Raw genomic sequence first — 25,980 nt, forward strand, 5'->3', positions numbered from 1 at the left:
TGTTCGGACTACTTCACGTTGATGCCGCTCCAGGCGGCGGCGACGGCCGTGTACTCCGCGCTGCCCGCCCCATACAGATCGGTCGCCGCCTTGAGGGTGGCGACGCGGGCCGCGGCGTAGTCGGTGGACGACGTCATGTACGTGCTGAGCGCCTTGTACCAGATCTGGACGGCCTTGGCGCGCCCGATCCCCGTGACGGTGGAGCCGTTGGAGGTCGGGGAGTTGTAGGAGACGCCGTTGATCGTCTTCGCGCCACTGCCCTCCGACAGCAGGTAGAAGAAGTGGTTGGCGGGCCCGGACGAGTAGTGGACGTCGAGCCGGCCGACCGTCCTCGACCAGTAGTCGGCCGAGGCGCCGTCCTTGCTCGGCTGGTCCATGTAGCGCAGCGGGGTGCCGTTGCCCCTGATGTCGATCTTCTCGCCGATGAGGTAGTCGCCGCTGTCGCTGCTGTTGTTGGCGTAGAACTCGACCGCGGTGCCGAATATGTCGCTGGTCGCCTCGTTGAGCCCGCCCGACTCACGGCTGTACTTCAGTCCGGCGGTGGACGCGGTCAGGCCGTGGCTCATCTCGTGTCCGGCGACATCCAGCGAGGTGAGCGGCTTGAGGTTGCCCGAACCGTCGCCGTACGTCATGCAGAAGCAGCTGTCCGACCAGAACGCGTTGACGTACGCGTTGCCGTAGTGGACCCGGGAGTACGCGGCCTTGCCGTCGCCGGCGATGCCGTTGCGGCCCAGCTCGTTCTTGTAGAAGTCCCAGGTCGTGGCGGCGCCGTAGTGGGCGTCGGCGGCGGCGGTCTGACGGTTGGTGGGCAGACCGTTGCCCCAGACGTCGTCGGCGTCGGTGAAGAGCGTCCCGGTGCCACTGGTGGAGCCGTTCAGGTCGTACGTGGTGTGGCCGCCGCGGCCGCCGTCGGTCAGGTTGTAACCGGACCCGGAGGCCGTGGTTCCGAGGGGCACGGTGCCGCTGTACTGGCTGGTTCCGGAACCCGTGTCGATGGCCTCGTACGCGTAGAGTTCCTTGCCGCTGGTGGCGTCGGTGATGACGTGGCGCTCACTGGGCGTCCCGTCCGGCTGGGTGCCCGTGACCACGTTCTCGTACGCGAGCGCGGGCTTTCCGGTGGCGGCCCAGATCACCTTCCGCGCACCGGACTTGGCGGCGACGGTGGCGTCCGACGACGGCACGGATATCGTGGCCGACGTCGCCCGGGTCACCCCCTTGAGCGAGCCGTCCTTCCTGGCGTGGGTGACGAGGTCGCCACCGAGCACGGGCAGTCCGTCGTAGGTGCGCTCGTAGCGGGTGTGCACGGTGCCGTCGGCGTCCTTGATCACATCGCGGACGACGAGCTTCTCCTTGCCGCCCAGCTTGATCTGCGTGGCGACGGAAGCGGCCCGGCCCTGGGCGTCCTGGATGGCCGTGGCGCGCTGAGAGGCGCTGAGCGGCAGGGCGGTGGCACCGGCCGCGCGGTCCGGGGCGGCGCCTGCCGAACCTGTCTGTACTCCGACGACGACCATGGCGGCGGACGCGGCGATCGCAGCAGTACGCAGAGCGATTCTCACTCGGTCTCCTTCACTTGGCACGCACGTTTGGTGAGGGGGCCCGGAGAGAGTGGCACCAGTTGCAGTGACTTTGACAGTGGCCGGTCAATCTTTTGACCTGATCGTGTCCGAAGGTGGTCACCTGGTGTTCGCTATGCGGTCAACTGTGGTTGTTCGCAGAGTACTTGTGCAGAACGGGCCGGGATCAAACCTGGTCGGCGCACACGAAACCCCCGGCCGTGACGGCCGGGGGTTCGGCGGGACGGGCTCTGGTGTCAGAGGTTGACGCCGAAGTCCTGGGCGATGCCGCGCAGGCCCGAGGCGTAACCCTGGCCGACGGCGCGGAACTTCCACTCCGCGCCGTTGCGGTAGAGCTCGCCGAAGACCATGGCGGTCTCGGTGGCGGCGTCCTCGCTCAGGTCGTAGCGGGCGATCTCGGTGCCGCCGGCCTGGTTGATGATGCGGATGAACGCGTTGCGCACCTGGCCGAAGTTCTGGCTGCGGGTCTCGGCGTCGTAGATCGAGACCGGGAAGACGATCTTGTCGACGTCGGCCGGCAGGCCCGCCAGGTTGACGTTGATCTGCTCGTCGTCGCCCTCGCCCTGGCCCGTGACGTTGTCACCGGTGTGGACGATGGTCTGATCCGGCGTCGACTTGTTGTTGAAGAAGACGAAGTGGCCGTCGGAGACGACCTTGCCGGCCGGGTTGACCGCGATCGCCGAGGCGTCGAGGTCGAAGTCGGTGCCGGTGGTGGTGCGGACGTCCCAGCCGAGGCCGACCGTGACGGCGGTCAGGCCCGGGGCCTCCTTGGTGAGCGAGACGTTGCCGCCCTTGGACAGGCTTACAGCCATGGGAAGTCCCTTTCATCGTCGAGTGCGGGCTTCATGTCATCACGAAGCTACCGTCACAGGTCATAACGCGAGCAGGGGACCGGGAGGTTCCTGCCCCCTTTACTTTCTTTACCGAAGCCTCCCGGCTCGGGCACCCGTGCGGCACCCGTGCGGCAAAAGAAGGTGACGAACACCCGGTGGGCCGGGGAACATGGGTGCCATGTCCGGGCCCTATGTCATCCGCGGTTCGGTCTCCCTGCCGGAGGCCGAGCTCATGTGGCGTTTCTCGCGGTCCTCCGGGCCCGGCGGGCAGCACGTCAACACCAGCGACTCCCAGGTGGAGCTCCGCTTCGACGTCGCGGCGACCGACTCGCTCCCCCCGGTATGGAAGGAGCGGGCGCTCCAGCGCCTGGAGGGCAGGCTCGTGGACGGGGTGATCGCGGTACGGGCGTCCGAGCACCGCTCCCAGTGGCGCAACCGCGAGACGGCTCTCGTACGGCTCGCCTCCCTGCTGGCCGAGGCCACGGCGCCGCCCCCCAGGCCGCGCCGCAAGACCAGGATTCCGCGCGGCATCAACGAACGCCGCCTGCGCGAGAAGAAGCAACGCGGCGAGACGAAGCGCGGCCGCTCCGGCCGCGACTGGTAACCGCGCCCGACGCCCCGACGCCCCGACGCCCCGGCCGCACGCCCCGGCCCCGCGACACCGACGCCCCGTCACCCCAGCTGCCGGTACCGCCCCCGGAAGTACGTCAGCGGTGAGCCGTCCCCGCTCGGCAGGGCCGCGCTCAGGACCCGACCGATCACCAGGGTGTGGTCGCCCGCCAGGACCCGCTGCTCGGTGCGGCACTCCAGCGTGGCCAGCGCGCCGCCCACCAGTGGTGCGCGGGTGACCTCTCCCCTCTTGTAGGGGATGTCCTCGAACAGCAGCCGGTCGCTGATCCGGCCCTTCATCGCGAACCGTCCGGCGATGTGCCGCTGGCTCTCGGCGAGCATGGAGACCGCCCACAGCGGCTGCTCGGACAGCAGGTCGTCCATCCGTGAGTCGTTGCGCAGGCTGACCAGGACCAGCGGCGGGTCCAGCGACACGGACATGAAGGCGGTCGCCGTCATCCCGACGTCCTCGCCCCGGCCGTTCTCGTCGAGCGGCGGCTCCTCGGCGGTGATCAACACGACACCGGCGGCCAGCCGGGCGAGGGCGGCCCGGAACTCATCGTTGCTCACCCCCTCAGCATGGGGGATGGGCTCGGAACGCGGGGCGGGAGGTTTTGTCTGCAACACATCCGGCACGCTAGCCGCGGACGGTGTGCCGTCGCATCGGGCCAGGGGACCAGCCTGGTCCTAGGACCCGCGGCCCGGAGCGCCGGGGACCGGCACTGCAACGCCCGGATTTGCGTTCAAGAAAAGGACGGACCGCACCCACGCACCACTCGAACTCCTTTACCATCTGTTGTGACTTGAGTCACAGAGTGCAATATTTGCTGACCCTGTGTACCGACTGCGCAGCTCACTGTGATTCAGTGGCCGTGACACTGCGGTAAGTGCGTCGATATGAAACCTGGAGTGCTGTCGAGGTCTCGGGGAGTGCGAGCAATGGAGGCCGAGTCGGAGCCGTACGTCCGTCTTGCGGCGATGCGGCAGCTGCACCAGGCCGTGGCCGATCTCAACACGGCGCGGAGCCTGGCCGACACACTGCAGACCGTGGCCGACGGAATCGTCGCCGGTCTCGGCTACGAGCTTGCCTGTGTGAACCTGGTCCGACCCGACGGTGATCTCGTCGTCGCCTCCTTCGCCGGCAACAGCGCCGCGGAAGCCCTGATCACCGGCCGCGTCGGCTCGCGCAGCTCCTGGGAGCGCAGGCTGTTGATGGGCGAGGCCTGGGACGAGCTCCGTTTCATACCTCACACCGACGGCTGGGTCCTCCTCGACGACGACGTACCGCAGTGGCACACCGAGGGCCTCGAGCCCCGTTTCGAGGACGAGTGGCACCCCCAGGACCGGCTCTACGCCCCGATGTACGCGTCCGGCGGCGGCCTCGATCTCCTGGGCGTCATATCCGTCGACCGCCCGCGCAACGGCCGCCGCCCCGGCGCCTGGGGCCGCGAGGCCCTCCAGATGTACGCGTCACAGGCGGCCATTGCGATCAGTAACGCCAGGCTGAGAGCAAACATGCAGCGCGCCCTGGTCCGTCTGGAGCGTGAGCAGCAGGCGCTGCGGGCCAGCGAGGAATCCTTCCGCCAGGCCTTCGAGTACGCGCCCAGCGGCATGGCCATCGCCGAGATGGGCGGCGACCAGCACGGCCGGCTGCTGCGCACCAACGACGCCCTGTGCCGGCTGCTCGGCCGCACCGCGTCCGTCCTGCGCCGCTACTCCTTCGCCGACCTCGTCCACCCCGAGGACATCGGCACCCTGCTGCGGACCTCCGCCGAGGGCGGCCGCGCCGAGCTGCGGCTGGGGCGGCGGGACGGCACGTACCTCTGGGTCTCGCTGCGCAACTCCGTCGTCGCCGACACCACGGACGGCCCCCGCTTCCTGCTCACCCACGTCGAGGACATAGAGGAGCGCAAGCGCCACGAGCTGCATCTCGCGCACCGGGCCTCGCACGACGCGCTCACCGGCCTGCCCAACAGCGCCGAGCTGCGCTCCCGGCTCAGCTCCCGGCTCTGCGAGCGCCCGCACTCCGTGGCCACCACGGCAATCGAGGCGCTGGACGCGGCGTACGGCGACGTCGACGACCCGGACAACCGGGTGCACGGCTACGACGTGGACGCGGCGCCCGGCGGCCCGTACGACCACCATGTGCACGCCGTCGCACCCGACACCGGGCACGACGACGGTGCGAAGGGCCTCGCGGTCCTCTTCTGCGACCTCGACGGCTTCAAGTCCATCAACGACCGCTTCGGCCACCACACCGGTGACGCCGTACTGATCGAGGTCGCCCGCCGCCTCACCACCTGTGTCCGCGACGGCGACACCGTCGCCCGGCTCGGGGGTGACGAATTCGTCGTCCTCGCTGACGGACTCGGTGCCGCGGACGCCGCGGACCTGGCCGTACGCCTGCGTAACGCCATCATTCCGCCCATTCGGGTCGATGGCCGGGCGGTGCGCGTCGGGGCGAGTTTCGGTATCGGCTGGGCCGCCTGCGGGATGACGGCCGAAGAGGTGCTGCGCTCCGCCGACCAGCGGATGTACGTGGAGAAGCGGTCGCGGTCGAAGGTTCACCGCAGGGCCGGCTGACGTTCACGGCGATGCTGCTCCGCCGCCCGGGGGGCGGTCCCGGGACGGGTGACGGCAATTCTTGGTGCGGTCCGTTCGGGGTAGGCTCGGCCGGTCGGCCACGGCTGGCGAAATTCGGCGACGGCTGGCGACATGGTGAGGAGTGACCAGGGATGACGGCCGGGAACAACGGCGCAAGCAAGCCCGAGGACGACGATCCGTTCGGCTATCTGTACGAGGACGGACAGGCGGCGGGCGCCCAGGCGCCGCGGCAGGGCGGCTACGGCTACCCGGGCCCGGCTGCCCCGCAGCCCGGGGTGCCCCGGACCTCGTACAACCAGGTGCGGACCGTCGGCGAGCGCCAGTACGGGCAGCAGGTGCCGCACCAGCAGCCGTACGGCCAGCCGAACGCGCAGTACGCCGCCCCGGAGACGTACCCCGGCGCCCCCACCGGGCACGTCCCGCAGCAGGGCGGCCGCGGCCGTCCCGGCGGCCCCGGCAGGGGCGGCCCGAACACCAAGGGCCTGCTGATCGGCGCGGTCGCGGTGGTCCTGGTCGTGCTCATCGGCATCGGCGCCGCGCTGCTCACGGGCGAGGACAAGAAGGACAAGAAGAGGGACGAGGCCTCCACCTCCGCCGGCCCCGGCAGCCAGGTCGAGGAGTCCCCGAAGCCCCAGGAGTCCCCGAGCTCCGAGGCCCCGGCCGAGCTCCCCAAGCAGGACGCGGCGACGCTGAAGCTCGGCGGCACGGCCCAGCTGGACAACACCACCAAGGGTGCGAAGAGCGCCAACGGCCAGTACATCAACCTCAATGAGGTCGGCAGGTCGGCGACCTGGTCGGTCGAGGTGCCGGAGGCCGGTGAGTACACGCTGTTCGTGACGTACGGCGTACCGGGCAAGGACGCGAAGACGTCGCTCACGGTCAACGCCGAGGCTCCCCGCTCGATCAACATGACGAACTTCGCGCACGCCCCGGAGGGTGACCTGGAGAAGGGCTGGACGACCACGTTCGCCTACGTCAACCTCAACAAGGGCCCGAACACGCTGATGATCTCCTGCAACGAGGGCGACCAGTGCGACGCCAACCTTGACCAGCTGTCGCTGAAGGCCGGGCACCAGAAGCGCTGAGCGTGTGACGAGAACGGTCCGGCCCCATCGCCCGAGCGAGGCGAGGGGGCCGGACCGTTTCTGTTAGCCGGACCGTTTCTGTTATGCGTCGATTCAGCCCATCAGGGCCAGGAAGCCGGCCACCGTCGCGGTCATCGCCTCGCGGCCCGGGGCGATGTACTTGCGCGGGTCCACGCCCGTGGTGTTCTCGGCCAGGTACGCCCGTACCGCGCCGGTGAACGCGGTGTTCAGCGCCGTGCCCACGTTGATCTTGACCATGCCGGAGGAGGCGACGGCCTGGCGGATCTCCTCGTCCGGGACGCCGCTGGAGCCGTGCAGCACCAGCGGGACGGGGACCGCGTCGCGCAGCCGGCCGATCAGCGCGTGGTCCAGGGCGGCGGTGCGCTCGGTCATGGCGTGCGAGGAGCCGACCGCGACGGCCAGCGCGTCCACGCCGGTGTCGCGGACGTACGCGGCGGCCTCGGCCGGGTCGGTACGGACGCCGGGGGCGTGGGCGTCGAGCGGGGCCTCGCCCTCCTTGCCGCCGACCTTGCCGAGCTCGGCCTCGATCCAGATGCCGCGCTCGTGCCCCCAGGCCACCGCCTCGGCCGTGGCCCGCACGTTCTCCTCGTAACCGAGCTTGGAGGCGTCGAACATCACCGAGCCGAAGCCCTCCGTGTGCGCCTGGTGCAGCAGCTCCACGGACTCGACATGGTCGAGGTGGAGCGCGAGGGGGGCGCCGGAGGTGCGGGCGACGGCGGCGGCCGCGGCGGCGATCGCGGAGAGCCGGCCGCCGTGGAACTTCACGGCGTTCTCGGAGATCTGCAGGATGGCGGCTGCTCCGGCGCGCTCGGCGCCGGCCGCGATGGCCTCCGCGTGCTCCAGCGTGATGACATTGAAGGCGGCGATTCCGCGTCCCCCTGCCTGCGCGGCGGAGACGAGTTCACCGGTGCTGACGAGCGGCATGCTGACCTCTGTTGATTCTGCTGAACGGACCGGTCGGGCGGTCCGGTACGGGTGGCTGCTCAGGCAGTTGTGGTGTGTTCCTCGACATCGACGCCCGGCAGGAGCTCCTCGTACGCCGCGCGGTCGAAGTCGCCGGCCGTCGGGGAGAGCACGGTCGCCGTCGACAGTGCCACCGCCCGCCGCAGCCGGTCCGGCCAGCTCAGCCCCTCGACGAGGCCGGACAACAGCCCGGCCACCGCGGAGTCGCCCGCTCCGGTCGGATTGCCCAGGACCCTGGCGGGCGGCGAGGCCCGCCAGACGCCGTCGGGGGTGACCGCCAGCATGCCGTCCGGGCCCAGCGACGCGATGACGCCGTGCGCGCCGCGGCGTCGGGCGTCGCGGGTGGCGCGCAGCGGTTCGCGGGAGCCGGTGAGCTGGGCGAGCTCCTCGGCGTTCGGCTTGATCAGGTCGGGGCGGGCGGCGATGCCGCGGCGCAGCGGTTCGCCGCTGGTGTCCAGGAGTACGGGGATGCCCGCCGCGCGGGCCGGCCGGATCAGTTCGGCGTAGGCGCCGACGTGGACGCCGGGCGGCAGGCTGCCGCAGAGGGCGACGGCGTCGGCCCCGGTGAGGAGCTCCTCGTACCGGTCGAGGAGGGCGGCCCATTCGTCGGCGGTGACGAGCGGACCGGGTTCGTTGAGCTGGGTGGTGTCGCCGGTGGCCCGGTCGACGACGGCGATCGTGCGACGGGTGTTCCCGGCGATGGTGACGAGGGCGTCGGTGATCGGCGCGGGGGCGGGCGCGGGTGTGGCGGTTGGGGTGGCGGTTGCGGCGACGGCCCTGGTGCCCGTTCCCGTCGTGTCCCGCGGTGCGAGCTGCGCCAGCAGTTCGCGCAGGACGGCTCCGGTGGAGCCCCCGGCGAAGCCGGTGACCACGGTCGTGTGCCCGAGGGCGGAGAGCACCCGGGCCACGTTGAGGCCCTTGCCGCCGGGCCGTTCGGCCATGTCGCCGACGCGGTGGCTGGCGTGCGGGACGAGCTCCGGGACGCCGTACGTCAGGTCGAGTGCCGTATTCAGTGTGACCGTGAGGATCACTGCGGCCGCTCCCTCGATCCCTGCTCCGAAGCGCGAATCCGTGTCGGAATGCGCTTTCCCTGGCTGTTTCCCAGACGATCATGCCAAAGAGGTGGCGGTCGGCCCAGACCTCCGGATCAACCGCCGTCTCTTCGTTACGTATTCGACTCACCGTCAATAATGGGTCGAATCAACCAATTCGGGGCTCGATGATCCATTCGCCCTTGCGCATGACGCCCTTGAGTGCGAAGTCCGCGTCCAGGACCACCAGGTCCGCGTCCTTGCCCGGCTCCAGCGAGCCGACCTTGTCGTAGACGCCGAGCAGCCGGGCCGGATTGGCGGAGATGGACTGCACGACGTCCCCGACCGGGATCCTGTCGATCGTCACGGCCCGGTGGAACGCGGTGTCCAGGGTGAGCGTGGAGCCCGCGATCGAGTTGCCCTCCACCAGCCGTGCGACGCCGTCCTTGACCTCGACGGCGAGCGGGCCGAGCTGGTAGCGGCCGTCGCCGAAGCCCGCCGCGTCCATGGCGTCGGTGATCAGCGCGACGCGGTGGGCGCCCGCGTGGTGGTAGGCCAGCTCCAGGGCGGCGGGGTGCAGATGCGTACCGTCGTTGATCAGCTCGACGGTGATCCGCTCGTCCTCCAGTAGTGCCGCGATCGGGCCGGGGGCGCGGTGGGCGAGCGGCGGCATCGCGTTGTAGAGGTGCGTGGCGACGGTGGCGCCCGCGTCGATCGCCTCGACGGTCTGCTCGTACGTGGCGTCGGTGTGCCCGATCGCGGCGATGACGCCGTGCTCGGCGAGCAGCCGCACCGACTCGATGCCGCCCGGGAGTTCGGTGGCGAGCGTGACCATCTTCGCGGTGCCGCGCGCCGCGTCCATCAGCTTGCGGACCTCGGCCGGGTCCGGGTGGCGCAGCAGGTCCTCGCTGTGCGCGCCCTTGCGGCACGGCGAGATGAACGGCCCCTCGAAGTGGATGCCGGCCAGGTCGCCCTGCTCGACCAGCTCGGAGAGGATGCCGGCCCGCTGGGCGAGGAAGTCCATCTCGCCGGTGACGGTGGAGGCGACCAGCGTGGTCGTGCCGTGCTCGCGGTGGGTGCGGATGCCGGTGAGGACGTCGTCCACGGTGCCGGAGGTGAAGGACGCGCCGCCGCCGCCGTGGTTGTGCATGTCGACGAAGCCGGGAACCACCCAGTGGCCGCTCAGGTCGACGGTCCGGGCGCCCTCCGGCGTCGAGCCGGCGATCCGGGTGCCTTCGACGATCACCCGGCCGTCCTCGACGGTCTCGGTGGGAAGCACCACCCGGGCACCTGTGAGAACGGTGCTGTCTGCGCGTCCGGCCATCAGGCGGATACCTCCGTGGAGAGAAGATCCCAGGCGAGCAGCCCTGCGCCCAGGCATCCGGCGGTGTCCCCGAGGGCCGCCGGGACGATGTGGGGCAGCTTCTGGAACGTGACGCGTTCCTCGACGGCCGCACGGAGTGGTGTGAACAAGGTTTCCCCGGCCTCGGCGAGCCCGCCACCGATGATGAGCGTGCGGGGATCGAGCAGGGTCAGCGCCGTGACCAGCCCGGCGGCGAGCGCGTCGACGGCGTTCCGCCAGACCTCCACGGCCGCCGGGTCGCCCGACTCGACGGCCTTCGCGCAGTCCGCGGCGTCCGCCGTCGGATCGCCGGACGCGGCAGCCCACGCCCGGGTCACGGCGCCGGCCGATGCCAGGGCCTCCAGGCAGCCGCGCTGGCCGCAGCCGCAGTCCGGGCCGTCCGGCCGGACCACGATGTGCCCGATCTCGCCCGCGTACCCGTGCGCGCCGGACTCGATGGTGCCCGCGATACCGATGGCCCCGGCGATCCCGGTGCCCAGCGGTACGAAGAGGAAGCGGTCGGCGCCCTTGCCCGCGCCGATCCGGCCCTCGGCGAGCCCGCCGGTGCGCACATCGTGGCCGAGCGCGACGGGGACGCCGCCGAGCCGCCCGCCGAGCAGTACCCGCATGGGTACGTCGCGCCAGCCCAGGTTCGAGGCGTAGACCGCGATCCCGTTCTCGGCGTCGACGATGCCGGGCACGGCGACACCGGCCGCGACGGCGCTCTCGCCGAAGTGCTCCTCGCCGTACGCCCGCAGGTCCGCGGCGAAAGCGAGGATCGTCTCCACGACGGCGTCGGCGCCGCGCTCCCTGCCGGTCGCCCGCCGCGCCTCGTGCAGCAGGGTGCCGTCGGCCCCGACCAGTGCGGCCTTCATTCCGGTGCCGCCCACATCGAGGGCGATGACGTGTTTCACGGGAAACAGTTTCGCCCGAGGAATCAAAAAGGTCTAGTCCACTTTCGAGGTTTGTTGAGCATCCATACAAAATCCGGACCAACGGACTGCCAAGGGGCTGTCAACCTGCTGCCGACGGACCGGCAGCGGGCTGTCGACGCGGTTGGCGCGGAAGCCGAGCAGCGCAGGGCGCGGAGTTACGGGTGAGCTGGTGGCGGCCCTTGGGTCGGGCGATATGTTGGCTGATATGACCACCCTCCCGAACGGCCCCGACGCCACGGACAGCCCCGGCGGCCTCTCCGACCGGGACCGTGCCGTGCTCGCCGTCGAGCGGCAGTCGTGGGCCGGCCCCGGGGCGAAGGACCGCGCGATCCGCGAACAGCTCGGCATCTCGCCCACGCGCTACTACCAGTTGCTGAACGCCCTCCTCGACGACCGCCGCGCCCTGGAGGCCGACCCGGTCACGGTGAACCGCCTGCGCCGGATACGGGAGGCGAGGCGGGGACGGCGCTGAACCGGCACCCTCTCAGCCGGAGACGGTGATCAGGACGGGTTCCGCGGTGCCGGTGACGCGCAGTGCCTCGACGAAGACCTCCGTGGTCCAGGCTGCGGCGTCCAGGGACCACACGGGCACCCGGCAGCGGAAGGCCAGGGCCCGTCGCATCCCTTCGGTCTGCATTTCGCCGGTCAGCGGCAGGGCCAGGCCCGGGAGGTCCACATTGCTGGTTTCCGGCTCGACGGTCATGCATCCGTAGGTGCATGCCAGCGCCTCGTCGCGAACGCGACCGGCGCGGCCGGCCAGCTCCGCTTCGCGGCCCGACACGGTCACGGTGGTCTCTCTGGCCGCGCCCGGATCGGCCAGCTCATACCAGCCGGCGGTGTACAGGAGGGCGGCGGCGGGGTCCGGTGCCAGGTGCACCGGTGCGATGGTGTGCACGCCGGTGACGCGGATGTCGCCCACCTGCCGCAGCACGTCGCCGAGGACCGTCGCCACGGGCAGCACGGGCAGTCGCTGCCGGTTCAAGTGGGAGGACACGTCCACCTGGAGCCAGCCGATCTCCCGTACGCGGCCGTCCTGCGTCCAGTCCTCTCCCGCGTCGTTGTGCCCCCACCGGCTCCCCCCGAGCTCCATGCCGGCCCCCAGAAGGGTGCTGCTCCACCCGTAGACCTCGGCCCGGTTCACCGCTAGGCCGAAGACATCGACGTCGGGCTCCGAGGTGCCCTCGGGCGGTACGAGCCAGGGATGCCGGGTGAGGACTCCGTGCACGCCCATGAGCAGAGTGGAGTTCCGCACCGCATCACCCATCGTTTCCCCCTACACACCCGCTCCGCAGTTGAAGGTCATCGTTGCAGTGACGGCCTTCTCCGGGGAGTCGGCCTCGCCGATGATGTCCACGTCGATCAGACTCCGCCACTGTGTCTTCTTCTTGCTCTCGCACGTCTTACGGGCGTTGGCCCGATGGGTGCTGCTGGCCTTGCCCTTGGTCGGCTTCACCTTCTTCGACCCGCTGGCCACGGACTTCCACTTGCCGTGCCTGTCCTTCGCCTGCAGCCAGATGGTCACCTTGGCCTTCTCGCCCGGCCTGCCTCCCTTCACCCGCACCCACCAGCCGTGCCCGGATGCCGTCGCCGGGGGCGTACTGGATACGTGGACGTGGTCGCCATTGGTGTAGAAGCCGCCGACGTCCGCCGTGTGCGGCGTTCTCGATGCGGCGGGAGGGTCTTGAGCGGGGGCCGGGGAGGCGCCTGCCAGGAGAGCCGCCATCGCCGTGGCAAGGACAAGAGGCATACGCATCAGGGTTGCTCCCGGTGGGGTTGGGGGGCCGATGCTCTGATCGCTGTCCGCACTCCACAGACGCTATGTGCAGGGCCGGGCTGGTTTATGCGTTCGATGTTTCAGGCTTGCGCGGTAGTCAGCCGCTGCGTGTCCGTCGCGCCACGGACACCGTCCGTATGCCACATCGCCCATGGCTGTGCCCGGCGATACGCCTATAGGGTCGCCCCATGGGCAGCAACCCGCACGCACCCACGCCGAGCGAAATCCCGTCCGAGCTTCCCGCCCCCACCACCCCACCCGGCCGAGAAGCCCTCGCCGCGATCCTCGCGCGCCCCGACCGCGCCGTCATCGCGCTCGACTTCGACGGGACCCTCGCCGACATCGTCCCGGACCCGGAGCAGGCCCGCGCCCACCCCGGCGCCGTCGACGCGCTCGTCGCACTCGCCCCGAAAGTGGCATCCATCGCCGTGATCACCGGCCGCCCGGCCGGCGTCGCGGTCCGGCACGGCGGCTTCGCCGGAGTGCGGGGACTGGACCACCTCGTCGTCCTCGGCCACTACGGCACCGAACGCTGGGACGCCGTGTCCGGCACCGTCCGCACCCCCGCCCCGCACCCCGGCGTCGCCGCGGTCCGGGCCGAACTCCCGGGCGTGCTCGACCGGTTCGGTGCGTGGCACGGCGCCTGGATCGAGGAGAAGGGCCAGGCGCTCGCCGTCCATACCCGCCGGGCCGCCGACCCGCAGGCCGCGTTCGACGCCCTGCGCGAACCCCTCGGCGAGCTCGCCGCCCGGCACGGGCTGATCGTCGAACCGGGCCGCCTGGTCCTGGAGTTGCGCCCGCCGGGCATGGACAAGGGCGTGGCGCTCGCACGGTACGTACGGGAGACCGACGCCGAGTCCGTCCTGTACGCGGGCGACGACCTGGGTGACCTCGCCGCGTACGCCGCTGTGGAGAAGCTCCGCACCGAGGGCCCCGACGGCATCCCGGGCCTGCTGGTCTGCAGCGGCAGCGCCGAAGTGCCCGAGCTGGCCGAACGCGCGGATCTGCTGCTGAACGGCCCCGAAGCCGTCGTCGGCTTCCTGGCGGCCCTGGCCGAACGGATCTGACCGGCTCACTCCCGCCGCAGCGCGTCCAGTTGATCGAGGAACCACTGCTGCGGCGGGAGCGCCACCGCGACCGCGGCCAGCCGTTCCGTGCGTGCCGCCCGTTCGTCGTCCGCCATGGTGAGCGCCTCGTGCAGCGCCGCGGCCGTCGCGGACACGTCGTACGGGTTCACCACCACCGCGTCGCTGCCCAGCTCCTCGTACGCCCCCGCCTCCCGCGACAGCACCAGCGCGCAGCCGTGGTCGGAGACCACCGGGACCTCCTTCGCGACCAGGTTCATGCCGTCGCGAATCGGGTTGACGAGCGCCACGTCGGCCAGCCGGTACGCGGCGAGCGAGCGGGCGAAGTCGTCCTTGACGTGCAGCACGACCGGCGTCCAGCCCGCCGTGCCGTACGCGGCATTGATGTCGTCGGCGACCTGCCGTACCTCGGCCGTGTAGTCGCGGTACACCGCCAGGTCCTGCCGCGAGGGGTACGCGAAGGCGATGTGGACGACGCGCTCGCGCCATTCGGGCCGCTCTTCGAGAAGCGTGCGGTAGGCGAGCAGCCCCCGCACGATGTTCTTGGACAGTTCCGTTCGGTCCACTCGTACGATCGTCCTCCGCCCGGGGCCGATCTGCTCCCGCAGCGCCGCCATCCGCTCGTCCACGTCCGCCTCGTGCGCACGCCGGCGCAGGAAGTCGGGGTCCGCGCCGAGGCCGTGCACCCCGATCCTGGTCCGCCCGGTGCCGCCCAGGAGCTCCGTGCAGCAGCCGATGAAGGCGTCCGCCCAGCGCCGGGTCAGGAAGGCCGCCCGGTCGGCGCCCAGGATGCCGTGCAGCAGCTGCTCGGCGATGTCGTCGGGGAGCAGGCGGAAGTAGTCGACGGGCGCCCACGGGGTGTGCGAGAAATGGCCGATCCGCAGGTCGGGGCGGAGGCCGCGGAGCATGCCGGGCACCAGCGCCAGGTGGTAGTCCTGCACCAGCACCGCCGCCCCGGGGCCCGCCTCCTCGGCGAGCGCATCGGCGAAGGCCCGGTTGTACGTCTCGAACGACGCCCACCGCCGCCGGAACTCCGCGTCGAAGACCGGCTCCAGCGGGGTCTGGTACAGCATGTGGTGGACGAACCAGAGCACCGAATTCGCGATGCCGTTGTACGCGTCCGCGTGGACGGCCGCGTCGATGTCGAGCATCCGTACGCCGGGCTCACCGACCCCGCGCCGGACCGCCTCCCGGTCCCCGTCACCGAGCGCGGCGCACACCCACAGCTTGTCCTTGACGGCGCTCAGCCCGGAGACGAGCCCGCCGCCGCCTCGCTTCGCGTCGAGTGATCCGTCCGCCTCCAGGGTGTACGACACCGGGCCGCGGTTGGACGCGACGAGGACCCGGGCCGTGGACCGGGCTGCGGACCGGGCAGTGGACTGCGCTGCGGACTGGGCTTCGTGCTCGGAGACCATGTTGCGGAATCTAGCCGGATCACGAACCGTCCAAACGTGCAAACGTGCGAAGTCGGGCCGCGTCAGGCCGCGCGGCGTGAAACGTACTCCTCGATCTCCCGCATCGGCGGCCGCTCCTCGGTGTCCACCGCATGGGTGCGCGGTACGAAACCGTCCTCGCCGCGCTCGAACTGGGTGAGCGCGGGCCGCACCAGGTGCCCGCGGGACAGCCGGAGTTGCGCGGTCCGGTAGATCGCCGCCGCCATCCGGCCGAGCGCCTGCCCGTCCTGGTGGCGGTGCTTGCGCACCCCCACGTCGACCTGGGCCAGCGCGTCCAGACCCACGGTGTGCAGTGCGTCGACCAGGAGGCCCAGCTCCACTCCGTACCCGACGGGGAAGGGCAGTTGTTCGAGGAGGGATCGGCGTACGGCGTACTCGCCGCCCAGCGGCTGAACGAAACCGGCCAACTGCGGCCAGTGCAGATTGAGCAGCGGACGGGCCACCAGCTCGGTCACGCGACCGCCCTGACCTGCTGTGTCACCGAGCGGGCGGTCGTACATCGCCTTGACGAACCGGACGTCCGGATCGGTCAGCAGCGGGCCGACGATGCCGGAGACGAAGTCGGCCGAGAACTCCAACAGGTCGGCGTCGACGAAGCAGACGATGTCCCCGCCGGTCACCAGGAGCGACCGCCACAGCACCTCGCCCTTGCCGGGCACGGCGGGTATCCGGGGCAGTATGTCGTCCCGGTGCACCACCCGCGCACCGGCCTCCCAGGCCACCTTCGCGGTGGCGTCCGTGGAACCGGAATCGATCACCACGAGTTCGTCGACCAGCTGGACCTTCTCCATCAGCTCGCGCCGGATCGTCGCGACTATCGCAGCGACCGTCGCCTCCTCGTTCAGCGCGGGCAGCACGACACTCACGCTTCCGCGGCCCGGTTCCTTGGCGGCGAGGAGCCGGTCCAGCGGGCGGTCGGCCACCGACCAGGAACGCCTGGCCAGCCAGCTTTCGACCTCTTCCAGCACGGTCGATACTCCCTGTATGTGATCCATCTCGCGGTTCGGACGACTATCTCAACCGTCCGGTGCTTCGGTTACAGTCTTGAACAACGCGGACGGCCGTCGCATGTCGGGGTCGGTCCGCCAATAAACGCCTGGATCGAAGATCCAGCGCCATAGCGCTCATCCAGAGGGACTGAGGGAACGGCCCGTCGAAGTCCCGGCAACCCTCCTGCCGACCGCTAGGTCAGGTGGGGAAGGTGCCAATTCCGTCTCGCGGCGAAATGCGCCGCGAGGAAGATGAGGAGAAAGGGCCTCGCCTCCATGGCTGCGCAGACTGTTGCAGTAAGCACCGACTCTTCCGCCGAGGTTGTCGACCTGGGGCCCGCCGCGGCGCTTTCCTGCCGCGAGTGCGGCGAGCGTTTCGAACTCGGTCCCATTTTCGCCTGCGCGTCCTGTTTCGGGCCGCTCGAAGTGGCGTACGACCTGCCGAGCGGCTCCCCCGACGAGCTGAAGAAGCGCATCGAGGCCGGACCCGACAACATCTGGCGTTACGCGCCGCTGCTGCCGGTCCCCGCGAATGTCGCGGACAAGCCCAACATCAACCCCGGCTTCACCAAGCTGGTCAAGGCCGACAACCTCGCCCGTGAGCTGGGCGTCACCGGCGCTCTGTACGTCAAGGACGACTCCGGTAACCCGACGCACTCCTTCAAGGACCGCGTCGTCGCCATCGCCGTCGAGGCCGCCCGCGCCTTCGGTTTCACCACCCTCTCCTGCTCCTCCACCGGCAACCTCGCCGGTGCGGTGGGCGCCGCCGCCGCCCGCGCCGGCTTCCGCTCCTGCGTGTTCATCCCGCACGACCTGGAGCAGGGCAAGGTCGTCATGGCCGCGGTGTACGGCGGTGAGCTGGTCGGCATCGAGGGCAACTACGACGACGTCAACCGCTTCTGCTCCGAGCTCATCGGCGACCCGCTCGGCGAGGGCTGGGGCTTCGTCAACGTCAACCTGCGCCCCTACTACGGCGAGGGCTCCAAGACCCTGGCGTACGAGATCTGCGAGCAGCTCGGCTGGCAGCTGCCCGACCAGATCGTCATCCCGGTCGCGTCCGGCTCACAGCTCACGAAGATCGACAAGGGTCTCCAGGAGCTGATCAAGCTGGGCCTGGTCGAGGACAAGCCGTACAAGATCTTCGGCGCCCAGGCCGAGGGCTGCTCCCCGGTCTCCACCGCCTTCAAGGCCGGTCACGACGTCGTACGGCCGCAGAAGCCGAACACCATCGCCAAGTCCCTGGCGATCGGCAACCCGGCCGACGGCCCGTACGTCCTGGACATCGCCCGCCGCACCGGCGGCGCGGTCGAGGACGTCGACGACGAGCAGGTCGTCGAAGCGATCAAGCTCCTCGCCCGCACCGAGGGCATCTTCGCGGAGACGGCGGGCGGCGTGACGGTCGGCGTCACGAAGAAGCTGATCGAGGCCGGTCTGATCGACCCGTCGCTGACCACCGTCGTCCTCAACACGGGTGACGGCCTCAAGACCCTGGACGCGGTGGCCGCCACCTCGCAGGCGACCGCCACGATCCGCCCGAGCCTGGACGCGTTCCGCGCCGCCGGACTCGCCACCAGCTGACCACCCGAGACTCCAGGAAGGGCACCCACCATGAGCGTCAAGGTCCGTATCCCCACCATCCTCCGCACCTACACGGGCGGCCAGGCCGAGGTCCCGGCCGAGGGCTCGACCCTCTCCCAGGTCATCGAGTCCCTGGAGCAGAACCACCCGGGCATCGCCGCCCGCGTCCTGGACGACCAGGGCAAGCTGCGCCGCTTCGTGAACGTGTACGTCAACGACGACGACGTGCGCTTCGAGGGCGGCCTGGAGACGGCCACGCCGGACGGCGTCGGCATCTCGATCATCCCGGCGGTCGCGGGCGGCTGCTGACTGCTCGTCCGACTTCACGGCGCTATCGGAATTGCCCTCTCCGCGAGAGAAGCGGAGGGGGCAATTCTGCATGGTTGAGCGCGGTAGAGTGAGGGAAGTACCCCCAGCTGCCCGTGCCAACCGCATATGAGAGTGCGCCCGGCCGCGACAAGATGCAGCCAAAGTGAGCGATCCACTTGTGCCATAGGTCGCCTTTGCCTGGCCCGACTTGCCCTGAATTCTCATGAATCCCTCACATTCGGGCGTTCGGTGCTGCCCAGATTTCTCGCCCGATTGACCTGTTGCAGAGGGCAGTTGGGCAGATACATTCGGCCGCGGTCGACGCGTTCCGGCGCACGCACCTCTCCTGTCGGAGGGTGAGTTCTGACCCGGGTCCGCGAAGTGCGGTCCTGTGCAAGGGCCAGTAATAGGGGAGTTAGGCATGGCTCAGGGCACCGTCAAGTGGTTCAACGCGGAGAAGGGGTACGGCTTCATCGCGGTCGACGGTGGTGCGGATGTTTTCGTCCACTACAGCGCGATCCAGATGGACGGGTACCGCACCCTCGAAGAGGGTCAGCGAGTTGAATTCGAGATCTCGCAGGGCCAGAAGGGGCCGCAGGCGGACATGGTCAAGCTCGCCGTCGGCTGAGCTCGACGCGGTCGGCCAACGACACTACTCACGCACGGAGGGCCCGTACCCCCAGGGGTACGGGCCCTCCGTGCGTCTGTGTGTCCTACGTGTCCGTGCGTCCATTCATCCGTGCGTCCGGGGCCGTTTGAGGGTGGCCGTCGTTGTCCACATCCCGAGGCGGACGCTTGCGCCCACCCGTCGCCCGACCACCGCCCCTCAACGAGCCTTCTTCGTAGGCGCTTGCACTCTAGGGGGTCGAGTGCTAATCATTGGCGTTAGCACTCTCCAGGTGAGAGTGACAGAACTTGGACCGGGCCGGTGAGGCCCGCAGGTCCGGTGGGGCAAGGAACCACCGGTCAGGCAGGCCGTCCGTCGCGGGCGCCACTCGGTCCGGAGCAATCCACCCCTGTCCGGGAGGACCACTTCACATGGCCAAGATCATCGCGTTCGACGAGGAGGCCCGGCGCGGTCTCGAGCGCGGCATGAACCAGCTCGCCGACGCCGTCAAGGTCACCCTTGGCCCCAAGGGTCGCAACGTCGTCCTTGAGAAGAAGTGGGGCGCCCCCACGATCACCAACGATGGCGTGTCCATCGCCAAGGAGATCGAGCTGGAGGACCCGTACGAGAAGATCGGTGCGGAGCTGGTCAAGGAGGTCGCCAAGAAGACGGACGACGTCGCCGGCGACGGTACGACCACCGCCACCGTTCTCGCCCAGGCTCTCGTCCGCGAGGGCCTGCGCAACGTCGCCGCGGGTGCCAACCCGATGGCCCTCAAGCGGGGCATCGAGAAGGCCGTCGAGGCCGTCTCCGCCGCCCTCCTGGAGCAGGCCAAGGACGTGGAGACCAAGGAGCAGATCGCTTCGACCGCCTCCATCTCCGCCGCCGACACCCAGATCGGCGAGCTCATCGCCGAGGCCATGGACAAGGTCGGCAAGGAAGGCGTCATCACCGTCGAGGAGTCCCAGACCTTCGGTCTGGAGCTGGAGCTCACCGAGGGTATGCGCTTCGACAAGGGCTACATCTCGGCGTACTTCGCCACGGACATGGAGCGCATGGAGTCGTCGCTCGACGACCCGTACATCCTGATCGTGAACTCCAAGGTCAGCAGCGTGAAGGACCTCCTTCCGCTGCTGGAGAAGGTCATGCAGTCCGGCAAGCCGCTGCTGATCATCGCCGAGGACGTCGAGGGCGAGGCCCTGTCGACCCTGGTCGTCAACAAGATCCGTGGCACCTTCAAGTCCGTCGCCGTCAAGGCCCCGGGCTTCGGTGACCGCCGCAAGGCCATGCTCGGCGACATCGCCATCCTCACCGGTGGCACCGTCATCTCCGAGGAGGTCGGCCTCAAGCTGGAGAACGCCGGTCTCGACCTGCTCGGCCGCGCCCGCAAGGTCGTCATCACCAAGGACGAGACGACGATCGTCGACGGCGCCGGTGACTCCGACCAGGTCCAGGGTCGCGTCAACCAGATCCGTGCCGAGATCGAGAACTCCGACTCGGACTACGACCGCGAGAAGCTCCAGGAGCGCCTTGCGAAGCTGGCCGGCGGCGTGGCCGTCATCAAGGCCGGTGCCGCGACCGAGGTCGAGCTCAAGGAGCGCAAGCACCGCATCGAGGACGCGGTGCGCAACGCCAAGGCCGCCGTCGAGGAGGGCATCGTCGCCGGTGGTGGCGTGGCTCTGCTCCAGGCATCGGCCGTCTTCGAGAAGCTGGAGCTCTCGGGTGACGAGGCGACCGGCGCCAACGCCGTCAAGCTGGCGCTGGAGGCCCCGCTCAAGCAGATCGCCGTCAACGGTGGCCTTGAGGGCGGCGTCGTCGTCGAGAAGGTGCGCAACCTGGCCGTCGGCCACGGTCTGAACGCCGCGACCGGCGAGTACGTCGACATGATCGCCGAGGGCATTATCGACCCGGCGAAGGTCACGCGCTCCGCCCTGCAGAACGCCGCGTCCATCGCCGCGCTGTTCCTCACCACCGAGGCCGTCATCGCCGACAAGCCGGAGAAGGCCTCCGCGGCCGCTCCGGGCGGCATGCCGGGCGGTGACATGGACTTCTGATCCTGACGGATCGGTAGTTCCTGTACAGCTGTTCCCCATCGACCCCCGGGACCGACAGGTCCCGGGGGTCGATGTCGTTTCGCCGGCCCTACGGCAGCCGGTCGAGGAGCCAGGTGGAGAGTTCGTCCGTCACGAGGGTGTGGCCCTCGTTGTGGGATGCGAGCTTGAAGTCGTGCAGCGCGCTCTCCTCCTCCGGGAGGGAGGAGATGTCCGCGTACAGCTCCTCGTCCGTGTCCAGGCCGCGGATGTCGACCGCGCTGACGGCCGGCACGAAGCAGTGCGAGCGGATCCGGACGTCGGTCTTGAAGCCGAGGAGGGGGTTGAGGGCGTTGAAGGCGTCGGCGAGGATGCCGAAGCCTTCCAGCGAACCGCCGGGTGCGCCGTCGAGCGACGGGAGTCCGGACGTGCGCACCTCGTTGGTGTTCAACGTCACCACCCGCAGCTTCGCGACGAGTTCGTCGTCGCCGGGGGACTGGGTGTAGAGCTTGGTGCCGACCACCGACAGGCCCTTGCCCTCCAGGGCCAGTTCGCCCGCCCGCACGTCGGTGCCGGTGCCGTCGGCCACGCCGTTGGCGACACCGATCAGCCGCGGCCGCCGCGGCCATTCGCCGAGGTCCGCCATCTCCGCGAGGAACGCGGTCCGCTCGTCGCTCTGTTCCGGCGTTCCGTTCCACTTGGCGATGTGCCGCCACAGCAGCTGACGCGCGGCCGGGCTGTTGATCTGGTCGGAGAACCGGCTGTCGAGATCGCGGATGTAGTGCCCGAACGCCTGGAGTGCGATCGGGATCCAGGCGCCGCGGTGCGGGCTGTCGTACGAGAAGTACAGAGCGGTCTGGTGGTCGATGCTCTGGCTCTCCATCTTGGCCAGCGCGTGCCGGGTGACGAGCCCGCCCATGCTGAACCCGCCGACGGCCAACGGTGTGTCGCCCTGCCGCTCCATGATGGCCTGCGTGATCGCCGCCTGCGCGGTGACGGAATTGTCCAGAATCGATGCACTGCGCTCATGGAAACCGAGCAGGATGACGTCGTGTCCACGGCGGCGCAGTTCGCTGATGAGCGCGTAGTCGCCGAACTCCATGACTTCCCAGGAGAAGTCCAGGCTGCTCGGCCCGGTGTTGAATCCGTCGGCGAAGATCACGGGCCGTACGAGGCCCGGGTTCCCCTCGCCGTAGTAGACCCATGCGGTGCCGCCCGGCAGGTCCCACACGGTGCTCGGCGGCAACGGGAGCGCACCGTGCGGCTCGGCGTCCAGCCGGGGGCCGGGGGCCAGGGTGATGGCGGGCTTGCTGTGAAGCTCCGAGACGATCTGCTCGTGGGTCGGTTCGGACATGGTGCGTTCCCCTTGAGGTCGGTTGACTACAGTGCGCACCAAGAAGAACGCGCAACGTAGTGACCGGATAGGGGAAGTGGATCAAACCACTCCCAGGCGGGAGCCGGTTTCGGACACCCGGTGAGCTCGGGGCCCCGTCCTATCTCCTCGCGGAGCGTGGGGTCATCGCGGCCCGGACCTCGCTCATGCGGCTGCGTACGCCCGTGGACGGGATGGTTCCGGCCGGGCCGGTGGGGGTGTCGGCGGGGTTGCCCCGGCACTGTCCGCAGCGGCCGCCGATCAGGGCCTCCGCCTTGCCGGGTGCGCGGCACTCGCTGCATTCCAGGGTGCGCAACACCGTTCGCTGTTGCGTCGGAGTGACCCGTTCGGGTGGCATCTTGTCGGTCAGCCGCCTGCGGACGAGGGCCGCCGCGTGGTGGACGGGGGTGGGCAGGCCGTCGGTGAGGGCGTGGAGCAGTTCCGCCTCCGTGGCGCCGCGCTCGAACCAGGCGGTGACCTGCGGCTCCAGCGCCGCGCAGTCCGCCGCCGACAGCGTGAGCGTGGGTGCGGTACGGCCCAGCGCCGCCAGCAGGGCGAACGCCCGCGACCGGGTGGGGTGTTGGCGCGGCTCCGGCGGTACGTCGCCCCGGGTGAACGCCGCCCACCACTCGTCGTCCCGCGCGGTGCGGGAGAAGAACGTACGGGTCACCCACAGCAGGACCTCGTCATTGGCCACGCACTCGCTGCCGCGCCGCAGATGCCCGGCGTCCTGGAGCCGGTTGAGGGAGGTCCGCAGGGCGCACTGCCCGTACGGGAGGACCTTGGCCATCGTCTTCACGGAGATGTCGGCACCGTCGGGCAGCTGGTCGATGTACGCGGCGATGGATGCCTCACGGGGCGGCAGGTGCGCGAAATCGCGGTCGGTGGCCGGGAGTTGCGAGGGCGCCGAACGCTTGCCGTAGCCGGGATTGGCCATCGGGTGCGGAAGCGCGGGCAGGGATACGTGCGGGGCGCACGGGGCAGTACTAAGCTGGCTGGCAGCCATGAGATCGAGGTCCGATCGATCGAAGCGGTCAGACCCCTGTTTCGGTGTTCGTGCACCGGCAGGGGTCGTTCGTTATTCGGAACGCTAAGCCGTCGCCACCGTTCGTGGCAAGCCGGTCACAAAAAGTCAACTCGCCGGGCTGGGAGGGTGGGTGGGAAGTGGCCCACCTCCCATTCCTCGGAAAGAGCGCTCGGACTTCGCGGCTTGAGCTCCGGGGAGAATTCGCCTGGTCATGGGGGGCGCGTGCGTGGTGAATGTGCGCCGTTCGTGATGTCGCGCGCCCGCCCCCGGTGGGGTGGAAAACCGCGCCAGGGGGCTTTTGAGCGTGCGAACTTCCCCGCATCTTTGTGATCTTGGAGGCTACGGGCCGCCGCCGACGGGGCCCGTCTTCCATGTTTCTCTCTCGTGCGAGGAGTCCCGTGCGTATTCGTTCAATCCTGTCTCTCGCCGCGTCCGTTGTCGCGATGGCGGCGCTGGCCACCCCCGCCCAGGCCGCGGACGCCGACAACGGCGCGTACTTCATCCGTGACCTGCGCTCCGGCCAGTGTCTGGCGGGCGGCGAAGGCCCGCTCGGCGGTCACGTCGAGCCCTGCGGCCCCCGCACCATCTGGGAGGTCCGCAACCAGGGCAACGGCCTGGCCCAGATCGTCGAGACGCGCGGAGAGGGCCGCTGCCTGGCGCTCTCGCCGATCCGGATCTACCCGCCGGCCGTGTGGGTGGACCGGTGCGGTACCTACCCCGACCAGTGGACGATCCAGGGCGCGGCCGATGTAGAGCCGGTCAACATCGCCCTCGGCCGGGGCGAGCTCGGCTCCCTGACAACGGATGACCAGCGCGTCGTCCTCCTGCCCGACCGCGGGCCCCAGTGGGCCATGGAGCGGCTCGGCTAAGAGCCGTTCGGCCGACCACGCAGCCGCCCCGTGCCGGGATCGTTCTTCCCGGCACGGGGCGGTTTTTCGGTGAAGGACCGTTCCGGTCCCGGAGCTTGAGCCCCGGGACCCGGAACAGTCGTGTGTGGTTACCGGTGACGGGCCTCGAACGTCGCGAAGGCCGTCTCCTGGCGCCACTCGGTCGCCGCCTTCGGATTGTCGGCGAGGTAGCGGGCGCAGCGGGCGCTCGGGTGGGTGGTGCCCGGCCGGTTGTCCGCGCAGGCGGCAACCAGGCGGTAGCCGGAGGGGGCGGAGCCGTTCGCCCACAGGCTGCGGCCGGTGCGGAACGCGTACTCCAGCGAGGCGCGCGCCAGGTCCTTCAGTTCGGTGTAGCGCAGCCCGTACGTCCTGGCCGCGTACCGGTACTCGTGGCTGATGTCGATCCGCGAGACCCCCGGGTCGTCCGTGGCCAGGACCACCGGGACGCCGTAGCGGCGGTACGCGTTGAACGGGTGGTCGTCGCCCGCGATGCCGAGGATCTGCTTGTTGCTGCTGAACGGCACCTCGACCGCGACCTTGCGCCGTGCCATCGTCCGGGCGAGCTCGCGCCAGTCGTCCTCGTGGACCAGGTCCACGCCGTGTCCGATGCGTTCGGCTCCGGCGACGAGCACGGCCTCGCGGATGTGGAACGTCAGGTCCTCGGGCTTGACCAGGCCGGGGGCCAGCTCACCGGCGTGCAGCGTGAGGTGGGCCTGCGGGTACTGGCCGCGCAGGTATTTGAGCATCCGCATCTGGAGGCTGTAGTTGGCCAGCGAGCTGTCCCAGTCCTCGGGCTGTACGAGGTTGACGGCGACGAACCTCGGGTCGCGCTCGGCCAGCCGCATGCCGACCTCCATCTGCGTGAACACCCGCGCCGGGGAACTGCCCCGGGACACCTGGGAGATCCATCTGACGGGGAGCCGGCAGCCCGGGTCGGGGCGCGCGGTGCCGCAGTGCGCGGCCTCGCGGAACTGCACGTCGGAGTCGTCGGCCTCCTTGACCGCCTCGTCGACGACCCGGTCGAGTTTCCCGTCGGCCACGAGCCTGCGGTGGAACGCCGCCAGGTCGGCGTCGTAACCCACGGACTCGGCAAGCGCCTTGGCGCTGTCCGACGCGGGGGAGACCATGGTCTCCAGATAGAACTGGTTCTGCTCGACGACGGTGTTGGCCACGTTGGCGAGCATCTTGCCGCGGGCGTACCAGGTCGCCATGCCGAACTTGTTGAACGTGTCGAAGAAGTGGTCGTGCCCGGACTGATCGGCCGGGAAGTCCTGCATCGACCAGGCCCGGACGATCTCCCGCTTGAACGCGGCGTCGGTTCGCGCGTCGGCGGCGGGCCTCGTGCCCGGTCCGCAAGGCGACGCGACCGCCGTCATCGTCGCGTCGATGCACAGGCCGTTCTCGATCGCGAGCTCGATCAGGTACTCGGTCGTGACCGCGCCGGAGAGGTGGTTGTGGAGGTCGCCCCCCTTGGGCAGCGCCTTGAAGAAGGACTTCAGCCTCTCGGGCCTGTTCCGCAACGAGTCCAGGTACGCGGAGGTTCTGCGCTCGGCGGCGGTCACCGCACGGGGCGACGCGTACGCGACGACGCGCGACGCGGAGTCCTTCGCGGGTGCGGTCCCGGGCGCGGCGGTGGCCGGGACCGCCGGGAGCAGGGTCAGCACGGCGAGCGCGCCGAGCCCGGCCGGGAGCAGGGACTTGGGACGGTGAGCCGTCCGGTTTGGTGAGATCACGGCCGAATGATCGCGTTCGGCGAGGGCATTCCTTACCGAACCACGTCCATGGACGGAAACGTCCACCCGATCGAGTGGGCGGGTGAACGCGCCATGCGGCCGGCCGCCGGTGACTGACACGACGACCCGGATCCCCGT

At 70.0% G+C, this 25,980-nt stretch carries 24 protein-coding genes and 1 riboswitch; of the genes, 10 read left to right on the forward strand and 14 right to left on the reverse strand.

The genetic code is table 11. The annotated features are described in order from the left end of the window. Positions 1 to 8: 8 nt before the first annotated feature. Both OH735_RS20685 and OH735_RS20690 read right to left on the reverse strand, forming a co-directional pair. The gene (locus OH735_RS20685; protein WP_406386658.1) at positions 9 to 1,511 is read right to left on the reverse strand and encodes a M4 family metallopeptidase; all 1,503 of its coding nucleotides are present in this window, start codon (positions 1,509 to 1,511) and stop codon (positions 9 to 11) included. A gap of 299 nt (positions 1,512 to 1,810) precedes the next feature. Then, a complete protein-coding gene (locus OH735_RS20690) occupies positions 1,811 to 2,386 on the reverse strand; it encodes a TerD family protein (protein WP_072487943.1) in 576 nt (191 codons plus the stop codon). A gap of 199 nt (positions 2,387 to 2,585) precedes the next feature. On the opposite strand from OH735_RS20690, the gene arfB reads away from it, so the two are divergent. Beyond that, positions 2,586 to 3,011 (forward strand): alternative ribosome rescue aminoacyl-tRNA hydrolase ArfB, encoded by a 426-nt coding sequence (gene arfB, locus OH735_RS20695; protein WP_406382988.1) that lies wholly within the window; start codon positions 2,586 to 2,588, stop codon positions 3,009 to 3,011. A 68-nt stretch (positions 3,012 to 3,079) separates the two neighbouring features. Here arfB and OH735_RS20700 read toward each other — a convergent pair whose 3' ends face one another. Continuing rightward, positions 3,080 to 3,586 carry a flavin reductase family protein gene (locus tag OH735_RS20700; RefSeq protein WP_406382989.1) on the reverse strand — a complete coding sequence of 169 codons (507 nt, stop codon included), beginning with the start codon at positions 3,584 to 3,586 and terminating at the stop codon, positions 3,080 to 3,082. A gap of 369 nt (positions 3,587 to 3,955) precedes the next feature. Here OH735_RS20700 and cdgB point away from each other — a divergent pair, with 369 nt between their 5' ends. After that, positions 3,956 to 5,599, forward strand: coding sequence for a diguanylate cyclase CdgB (gene cdgB, locus OH735_RS20705; RefSeq protein WP_406382990.1), 1,644 nt, complete (start codon positions 3,956 to 3,958; stop codon positions 5,597 to 5,599). Between the two features lie 152 nt (positions 5,600 to 5,751). Further along, entirely contained in the window at positions 5,752 to 6,705 is a 954-nt protein-coding gene (locus tag OH735_RS20710; RefSeq protein WP_406382991.1) for a carbohydrate-binding protein, read from the forward strand. A gap of 93 nt (positions 6,706 to 6,798) precedes the next feature. On the opposite strand, the gene OH735_RS20715 is transcribed toward OH735_RS20710, so the two are convergent. The 4 genes from OH735_RS20715 to OH735_RS20730 all read right to left on the reverse strand — a co-directional run bounded on the left by OH735_RS20715 (position 6,799) and on the right by OH735_RS20730 (position 10,976). Then, positions 6,799 to 7,650: a ketose-bisphosphate aldolase gene (locus OH735_RS20715; RefSeq protein WP_406382992.1), complete on the reverse strand. Its 852-nt coding sequence runs from the start codon at positions 7,648 to 7,650 to the stop codon at positions 6,799 to 6,801. A gap of 59 nt (positions 7,651 to 7,709) precedes the next feature. Next, on the reverse strand, positions 7,710 to 8,720 hold the full coding sequence (locus tag OH735_RS20720; protein WP_406382993.1) for a 1-phosphofructokinase family hexose kinase: 1,011 nt from the start codon (positions 8,718 to 8,720) through the stop codon (positions 7,710 to 7,712). A 169-nt stretch (positions 8,721 to 8,889) separates the two neighbouring features. After that, on the reverse strand, positions 8,890 to 10,044 hold the full coding sequence (gene nagA / locus OH735_RS20725) for an N-acetylglucosamine-6-phosphate deacetylase (protein ID WP_406382995.1): 1,155 nt from the start codon (positions 10,042 to 10,044) through the stop codon (positions 8,890 to 8,892). Beyond that, positions 10,044 to 10,976: an ROK family protein gene (locus OH735_RS20730; protein WP_406382996.1), complete on the reverse strand. Its 933-nt coding sequence runs from the start codon at positions 10,974 to 10,976 to the stop codon at positions 10,044 to 10,046. The genes nagA and OH735_RS20730 overlap by 1 nt, the downstream gene beginning before the upstream one ends. Positions 10,977 to 11,202: 226 nt before the next feature. On the opposite strand from OH735_RS20730, the gene OH735_RS20735 reads away from it, so the two are divergent. After that, on the forward strand, positions 11,203 to 11,469 hold the full coding sequence (locus tag OH735_RS20735; protein WP_406382997.1) for a DUF3263 domain-containing protein: 267 nt from the start codon (positions 11,203 to 11,205) through the stop codon (positions 11,467 to 11,469). Between the two features lie 12 nt (positions 11,470 to 11,481). On the opposite strand, the gene OH735_RS20740 is transcribed toward OH735_RS20735, so the two are convergent. Together OH735_RS20740 and OH735_RS20745 are read right to left on the reverse strand one after the other, a co-directional pair. Then, entirely contained in the window at positions 11,482 to 12,261 is a 780-nt protein-coding gene (locus tag OH735_RS20740) for a hypothetical protein (protein ID WP_406382998.1), read from the reverse strand. 9 nt (positions 12,262 to 12,270) lie between these two features. Next, positions 12,271 to 12,744, reverse strand: coding sequence for a hypothetical protein (locus OH735_RS20745; protein ID WP_406382999.1), 474 nt, complete (start codon positions 12,742 to 12,744; stop codon positions 12,271 to 12,273). Positions 12,745 to 12,959: 215 nt separating this feature from the next. On the opposite strand from OH735_RS20745, the gene otsB reads away from it, so the two are divergent. After that, the gene (gene otsB / locus OH735_RS20750; RefSeq protein ID WP_406383000.1) at positions 12,960 to 13,838 is read left to right on the forward strand and encodes a trehalose-phosphatase; all 879 of its coding nucleotides are present in this window, start codon (positions 12,960 to 12,962) and stop codon (positions 13,836 to 13,838) included. Positions 13,839 to 13,843: 5 nt separating this feature from the next. On the opposite strand, the gene OH735_RS20755 is transcribed toward otsB, so the two are convergent. Together OH735_RS20755 and OH735_RS20760 are read right to left on the reverse strand one after the other, a co-directional pair. Continuing rightward, a complete protein-coding gene (locus OH735_RS20755) occupies positions 13,844 to 15,271 on the reverse strand; it encodes a trehalose-6-phosphate synthase (RefSeq protein ID WP_406383002.1) in 1,428 nt (475 codons plus the stop codon). 62 nt (positions 15,272 to 15,333) lie between these two features. Further along, a complete protein-coding gene (locus OH735_RS20760) occupies positions 15,334 to 16,278 on the reverse strand; it encodes a glucosyl-3-phosphoglycerate synthase (protein ID WP_406386660.1) in 945 nt (314 codons plus the stop codon). Between the two features lie 153 nt (positions 16,279 to 16,431). After that, a riboswitch (SAM riboswitch) is annotated at positions 16,432 to 16,558 on the forward strand. A gap of 17 nt (positions 16,559 to 16,575) precedes the next feature. Here OH735_RS20760 and thrC point away from each other — a divergent pair. The 4 genes from thrC to groL all read left to right on the forward strand — a co-directional run bounded on the left by thrC (position 16,576) and on the right by groL (position 20,847). Continuing rightward, on the forward strand, positions 16,576 to 17,877 hold the full coding sequence (gene thrC / locus OH735_RS20765) for a threonine synthase (protein WP_406383003.1): 1,302 nt from the start codon (positions 16,576 to 16,578) through the stop codon (positions 17,875 to 17,877). Positions 17,878 to 17,907: 30 nt separating this feature from the next. Beyond that, a complete protein-coding gene (locus tag OH735_RS20770; RefSeq protein WP_406383004.1) occupies positions 17,908 to 18,186 on the forward strand; it encodes a MoaD/ThiS family protein in 279 nt (92 codons plus the stop codon). Positions 18,187 to 18,607: 421 nt separating this feature from the next. Further along, complete coding sequence (locus OH735_RS20775) at positions 18,608 to 18,814, forward strand: cold-shock protein (protein WP_003967346.1); 207 nt, start codon at positions 18,608 to 18,610, stop codon at positions 18,812 to 18,814. A gap of 410 nt (positions 18,815 to 19,224) precedes the next feature. Beyond that, positions 19,225 to 20,847, forward strand: a complete 1,623-nt coding sequence (gene groL, locus OH735_RS20780; protein WP_406383006.1) for a chaperonin GroEL — start codon at positions 19,225 to 19,227, stop codon at positions 20,845 to 20,847. Positions 20,848 to 20,935: 88 nt separating this feature from the next. Here the strand turns inward: groL and OH735_RS20785 are convergent, their stop codons facing one another. Both OH735_RS20785 and OH735_RS20790 read right to left on the reverse strand, forming a co-directional pair. Beyond that, positions 20,936 to 22,177: an esterase/lipase family protein gene (locus OH735_RS20785; protein ID WP_406383007.1), complete on the reverse strand. Its 1,242-nt coding sequence runs from the start codon at positions 22,175 to 22,177 to the stop codon at positions 20,936 to 20,938. A 139-nt stretch (positions 22,178 to 22,316) separates the two neighbouring features. Next, positions 22,317 to 23,201, reverse strand: a complete 885-nt coding sequence (locus OH735_RS20790; protein ID WP_406383008.1) for a hypothetical protein — start codon at positions 23,199 to 23,201, stop codon at positions 22,317 to 22,319. A gap of 419 nt (positions 23,202 to 23,620) precedes the next feature. Here OH735_RS20790 and OH735_RS20795 point away from each other — a divergent pair, with 419 nt between their 5' ends. Beyond that, positions 23,621 to 24,091, forward strand: a complete 471-nt coding sequence (locus OH735_RS20795; protein WP_406383010.1) for an RICIN domain-containing protein — start codon at positions 23,621 to 23,623, stop codon at positions 24,089 to 24,091. A 128-nt stretch (positions 24,092 to 24,219) separates the two neighbouring features. Here the strand turns inward: OH735_RS20795 and OH735_RS20800 are convergent, their stop codons facing one another. Beyond that, positions 24,220 to 25,842: an adenosine deaminase gene (locus OH735_RS20800; RefSeq protein ID WP_406383011.1), complete on the reverse strand. Its 1,623-nt coding sequence runs from the start codon at positions 25,840 to 25,842 to the stop codon at positions 24,220 to 24,222. Positions 25,843 to 25,980 lie beyond the last annotated feature (138 nt).

It is taken from the genome of Streptomyces sp. NBC_01618 (assembly GCF_045209435.1).
GTDB lineage: Bacteria > Actinomycetota > Actinomycetes > Streptomycetales > Streptomycetaceae > Streptomyces.